The organism is Bacillus sp. 007/AIA-02/001 (assembly GCF_004634455.1).
Taxonomy (GTDB): domain Bacteria; phylum Bacillota; class Bacilli; order Bacillales; family Bacillaceae_G; genus Bacillus_A; species Bacillus_A cereus.
In genome coordinates this window covers 1-5502 of record NZ_SEIY01000039.1, presented here as the reverse complement: position 1 = coordinate 5502, position 5502 = coordinate 1, and the positions used below count along the sequence as shown (strand labels likewise).

Below are 5502 nucleotides of genomic sequence, written 5' to 3'. Positions count from 1 at the left end.
TACTTTTACTAATCCTGGATATTGATATTCTTTATTTTTCTTTTCACCTTGACTCGTTAATTCATATGGTTCATACACATGAAATGCGTAAAGCGTTTTTTTATCCTTTACTAAAGGCCCATGGAGTAGCATATAAACCTGAATCTAAAATAACCGGTGTTTCTTGGTCTACTTCACGAATGGAATTGATTACCTTTTGATACAATCTGTTTAAATCCGCTGTCGTTCCCTCCACTTTTGCATACCATTTCTCGTAATCTTCCGTCCAAAAATCATTATATCTATTATTTTTAGCTGTTTCTGGATGTGGTTCATTTATAATATTATAACCAACCACCGCGGGGTGATCTTTTAGTTCCAAAGCGAGGTCCTTCCAAAATTGACTTGCTTGATCTTGATACTTCTTTTCTTCCTGTACTTTCTAATATAGATAAAAACGTTTATATCCTAGAAACCTCAAAAACATTAGGCTATTACTTCTCTCTGTCGTTCAACATATTTCTACTACATATAATTAAATATTTTTTCAAAAACCACTCCATCAAAGAACATAGGTTCGTGTATAATAATAACAAGAACGAATGTTCTCGTTATTATTAGGAGGAGTTATAGTGTATGACTATTCAATTTTACCGAATAGAATCATTTTATGTGTTGATCTTCGTAGCTTTTATGCTTCTGTTAGTTGCATCAAAATGGGATTAGACCCACTTCATACAAAATTAGCTGTAGTCGGTGATGTGAATAGGAATGGGTCCATTGTTTTAGCCGCAACTCCACCTTTAAAAGCAATGGGAGTAAAGAAGTTGGCAAGGCTATACGAGATTCCTAGGCAAAAAGATATCCTTATTGTGAATCCAATTATGGGAACCTATATTAAGTGCTCCAATTACATAACGAAGTTAGCTCTACAATATGTTCCTATTGAAGACTTTCATCAATACAGCATCGATGAATTTTTTATGGATATTACCGATAGCATCCATCTATTTGCCCGAAATCCAAATGAATTTGCATTACAGTTTAAACGTGAAATATATGAACACACACGAATTGAATGCACAATCGGGATTGCACCTAACCTATTGATGAGTAAGGTAGCTTTAGATATTGAAGCAAAGAAAAATAAAGACGGAGTCGCTTATTGGACATACGAAGATATACCTACAAAATTATGGAGCATACGGCCGCTTAGTAAGTTTTGGGGTATTTCGCATAAAACAGAAACAAAATTAAATCAAAAAGGAATACATTCTATTGGAGATTTAGCTAATTATCCTCTTAAATATTTAAAACAAAGCTTCGGTGTGATTGGAGAAGAATTACACTTACATAGTAATGGGATTGATTTTAGTCGAATTTCAGAGAAATATGTTCCGGTTACAACTTCTATAGGAAAAAGCCAAATTTTAATGCGTGATTATACAATAGAAGAATTTCCAATTATCCTACTGGAACATACCGAAGAAGTTTGCTATCGATTAAGACAACAAAACAAACTTGCTCGAACCGTTCATTTCTCTGTTGGTTATAGCAAGGATAATGCAGGTGGCATTAGAAAAACACATAGTTTAAGCCGTCCTACAAATTTAACAATGGATATTTATCATATCTGTACATACTTTTTACATCAGCAATATACTGGTGAACCCATTCGTAGCATAAACATATCCTTAACAAACCTAATTCAAGAAGGGGAAGAACAAATTTCTCTTTTTGATGATGTCACAAAACGAGAACAAGAAGTGAAGTTGACAAAAGTAATGGATGAAATACGCACAAAGTTTGGGAAAAACAGTATTTTACGAGGGATTTCCTACACGCATAGCGCTACAGCTAGACACAGAAACACACTAATAGGAGGACATAAATCATGAGTAACGCCAATATGCCAAAAGGAAGAGGAATGGTCAAATGGTCTCCGTTCGCAGCAATGCCAGAACAATTCGCCGGAATACGTGAAATAATTAAAGAGAAAAATAAAATAGCACGTCCCATTTTAACCTCTAAAGAAAAAGAACTGATTGAGAACATGCTTTTATGTTCCTTATTATCCGAAGAAGAAATACTAATTACATATTATGAAGGCGGCTATTTACTTACTAACTATATGACCATCATTGATATAGATCCGTTAAATAGCGCTATCATATGTACGGATGCTTTCTACAATAAGTTAACACTACAATTTTCGGATATACTGGATGTAAAATAGAATAGATTTAAACGTTTGGATTGTTATAAAGGAGCGTATAAAATGCAAGGGAATCAGATAAGAAAGAATACACCAAGAACAGTTATTCATAACAATATAAATAACTATCCCTATTTAAATATACCTATGATTATTAATGAGAACAGTGGAATAACTTACGAGGTTTTAAGCACGGGTTTTCATAATAATGATGCAGTAGCAATAATAACAACGGACGGTTTCACTACAACTAAGGTAAATACACCAATCGTAACAGTAAAAAACGATGATAGTAGTATCCAAGTATTCCGTTTACCCTTAGAATTGGATTATTGGGTGCTTTCATGTATGCGTGCTGCTTCAACAGGAAAAAATCCGTTCCCCTGTAAAGTTGCTTTTGGAATCATTGATACTAAATTTCATGTGGAATTCAAGTAAGAAAGGAGCAAATTAATTTGCTCTTTTTATCGTTTTTGGGACATTAATTTTTCTTAAGCTGATGGGCATGTAGTCGTATCCCTCACTATTAAATTTCAAATGCATAAAAATGAAAAAAAGTTTAAAATAATTTATATACAAATGAAATAATCCAGCGAGAGTATCAAACTGTATACAATTTGCCTTTTCACACTAAAAAATGATACTAAAGTCATTGAAAGGCACCTCAGGTTGTCTTTTTCTTAATTCTAATCTGCGGTAACAAATTCATATTTTTTATATAAAAAGTGGAAAAAATATTTTATAATTCTATTTAGATTAATATTACGTTTTTAATATAAAACTTATAGAAAAATGGCGGTGATTGATTTTATGTTTAATATTTCAAAGGGTGCGATGATAGATACAATAAACAATATAATTTACAACATTGCTCTTTATGTCTTTGTATTTATTATTTGCATGTGGATTTTAGTATGTATTGTTCGATTATTTGTAGGGGGATTATCTAGAGTAATACCTATAACGTATACACCTTCGTTGCAATCTAAAGGAAATGGAAAAAGAAAACAAAATAAAAAAAGGAATGCGTCTTATAGAGTTCAATCAGTTGGAAAGAAAGCAAATACAAATAAAGTTGTAAATTCTGATTTGGATGATGAAGATGATTTTAACGACTATTATGACGACTACAGTTCCCCTAGCTATTATAGCTCTTCTAATAGTTCAAGTTCTGAAAGTTCATATAGTAACTCCAATTATAACAACACTTCTAGTTACAAAAATGAAGATTCCTCTAGATATGATAGTCCTTCTTATAATTCTAGTTATAATAGTAACTCAGATGAAAATGATTACTAATAAAATACTAACTTGTATGATAGTGCATAATCTATTTGTCATAAGAATGCACTCATCCATGTATTCATAATATATTAAATTGCAACAATCATTTTGGTTAGAAATCATATCCATAACATTCAACTTAAGATGGTTCCATACGGAGAAAGGCGCCTTTGGTGTCTTTTCTTTGTATGGATCAGTACCAAGCTTCACAAAACAATTTTCCTTTTTTGATTTGCTCTATTTGACGCTGTTCATGCAAATTGAATCATTCTATCCACTAAAAAAGAAATAATTCTCCAAGAGCTGAATATATCACTCAATAAAGCAATTTTTCATATAATTGATTTCTGGTTTCATCTAGACCTATATCCTTAGACTTCTACGCTCGAAGTATCCTTTACGAATCAAACATTCCTTCACTGCTACGGCAATTAAATCTTTTCTTGCTGCAGTAGTTTTTCTAATTCATGAAGAAATGTATGAGTTTTCTCAACATCCTTTAAGATATCCTCTAGGTTCTCATTTGCTACAAAATCTCTAATAGAATGGTTAAAAACCATTAACCTACCATATCTATACTCTATTTCTTTAAACCACACTTCTTTTTCCAAAAGCTTAAAATTTTTACGAATGACTTTTTCCCTTTTTGAAGGGACGGACATAAAGAGTCCTCCTAATACATCACCGATTACATCTCCCATGTGAAAACCTCCTTTTTCTCTATTGTAACATTTAGAAAAAAACGATATATAGTAACATTTCCAATACACTTCAAATAACGATTCGTTACCAATTAGAGTGAACGGTAGAACTTGCGTTATTGTTTTTTTCTTATCTCGACAGAATACGACATCACCATTTACCTTAATTTGGTATAATCATCTGTGGAATTTTACAATTTTCAAAATGGAGGAATTAAACATGTTCAAAAAGTTGAGTACCATTGCATTAGGAAGTGCTTTAGCGATGAGTCTAGTTGCTTGTGATGATTCGTCAAACAAAGCTTCTACAGAAAAAAAAGATGAACCAAAACAAGAGGCTAAGAAAGAAGCAAAACAAGACCAAAAACAAGAAACGAAAAAGGACGATAAAAAGAAGATAACGGTAGCCGATGTGGATACTATTAAAACTGGTGATCCTGTAACTGGTGAAGGCGGAGATAAATACGAGGATCTAGTTGCTAAATATGGCGAGCCTGACATCAAATCTGATTCTACAAGTAAAAATATAAAAACGTATACTGCTAGTTGGAGTAAAAATGCAAAAGGTGGCACAGGAGCTAATTTCACCGTTAGTTTCATTGAAAAAGATGGTCAAAAGTTAGCAGTAAGTAAAACTCAAATAGGGATGGAATAAATAAAATATTTTTAAAATCATCCCTAACACAAGGAATATAGATACTTATTTTACTCTCAAAGGCTGAAACATAACTGCATAACTACTGAAAATAAACATAAAATAGACGTTCTACTCCAAATGGATAGAACGTCTTTTCACTTTACTTCATACATATATCAATTTTTCACTTATTCATTTTGCATTACAATTAAAAAATCGATAAATTCATCTTTATTTACAGGTTTACTGTAATAATAGCCTTGAATTAGATAACATGCATTACGCTGTAATACTGTTAATTGTTCCTTCGTTTCTACTCCTTCTGCGATCACTTTCATGTTTAAAGTATGTGCTAGTGAAATAATGGTTTGTATAATTTCATTTCCATCCGTAGAAGTTCCGATCCTATTAACAAATTCTCTTGGAATTTTCAAGGTATCAATTGGGTACAGAGGCAGATATGCTAATGAAGAATAACCTGTACCAAAATCATCAATTGATAAATGTACACCATATGATTTTAATGCTTTTAACTTCGATAAGGTTTCTTTTTCATCTACCATTGCTATTCGCTCTGTTAATTCCAAATCAATCGAATTAGCAGGTACCCCTATCTCTTCTATGGTAGATATAATGGTTTGAACAAAATCTTTCTGTTCAAACTCTATAGCTGATAAATTTATCCC

At 32.1% G+C, this 5502-nt stretch carries 7 protein-coding genes and 1 pseudogene; 5 read left to right on the top strand and 3 right to left on the bottom strand.

All coding sequences use genetic code 11. The features are described 5' to 3' along the window. Positions 1 to 421 (bottom strand): annotated as a pseudogene (locus ES895_RS28980) (cellulase family glycosylhydrolase); the annotation flags it as partial. Positions 422 to 611: 190 nt separating this feature from the next. Here ES895_RS28980 and ES895_RS28975 point away from each other — a divergent pair. The 4 genes from ES895_RS28975 (at position 612) to ES895_RS28960 (ending at position 3493) form a co-directional block, all read left to right on the top strand. Beyond that, on the top strand, positions 612 to 1877 hold the full coding sequence (locus ES895_RS28975; protein ID WP_000272552.1) for a Y-family DNA polymerase: 1266 nt from the start codon (positions 612 to 614) through the stop codon (positions 1875 to 1877). Next, entirely contained in the window at positions 1874 to 2215 is a 342-nt protein-coding gene (locus ES895_RS28970) for a YolD-like family protein (RefSeq protein ID WP_000063578.1), read from the top strand. Before ES895_RS28975 ends, ES895_RS28970 begins: the two co-directional genes overlap by 4 nt. A gap of 42 nt (positions 2216 to 2257) precedes the next feature. After that, positions 2258 to 2632, top strand: coding sequence for a hypothetical protein (locus tag ES895_RS28965; RefSeq protein ID WP_135238872.1), 375 nt, complete (start codon positions 2258 to 2260; stop codon positions 2630 to 2632). A gap of 372 nt (positions 2633 to 3004) precedes the next feature. Beyond that, entirely contained in the window at positions 3005 to 3493 is a 489-nt protein-coding gene (locus ES895_RS28960) for a hypothetical protein (protein WP_097814511.1), read from the top strand. Positions 3494 to 3909: 416 nt separating this feature from the next. Here the strand turns inward: ES895_RS28960 and ES895_RS28955 are convergent, their stop codons facing one another. Beyond that, on the bottom strand, positions 3910 to 4179 hold the full coding sequence (locus ES895_RS28955) for a hypothetical protein (RefSeq protein ID WP_135238871.1): 270 nt from the start codon (positions 4177 to 4179) through the stop codon (positions 3910 to 3912). Between the two features lie 220 nt (positions 4180 to 4399). Here ES895_RS28955 and ES895_RS28950 point away from each other — a divergent pair, with 220 nt between their 5' ends. Continuing rightward, positions 4400 to 4834 (top strand): hypothetical protein, encoded by a 435-nt coding sequence (locus tag ES895_RS28950; protein ID WP_000473786.1) that lies wholly within the window; start codon positions 4400 to 4402, stop codon positions 4832 to 4834. A gap of 170 nt (positions 4835 to 5004) precedes the next feature. Here ES895_RS28950 and ES895_RS28945 read toward each other — a convergent pair. Continuing rightward, on the bottom strand, positions 5005 to 5502 hold a 498-nt coding region (locus ES895_RS28945), incomplete at its 5' end, for an EAL domain-containing protein (protein ID WP_135238870.1).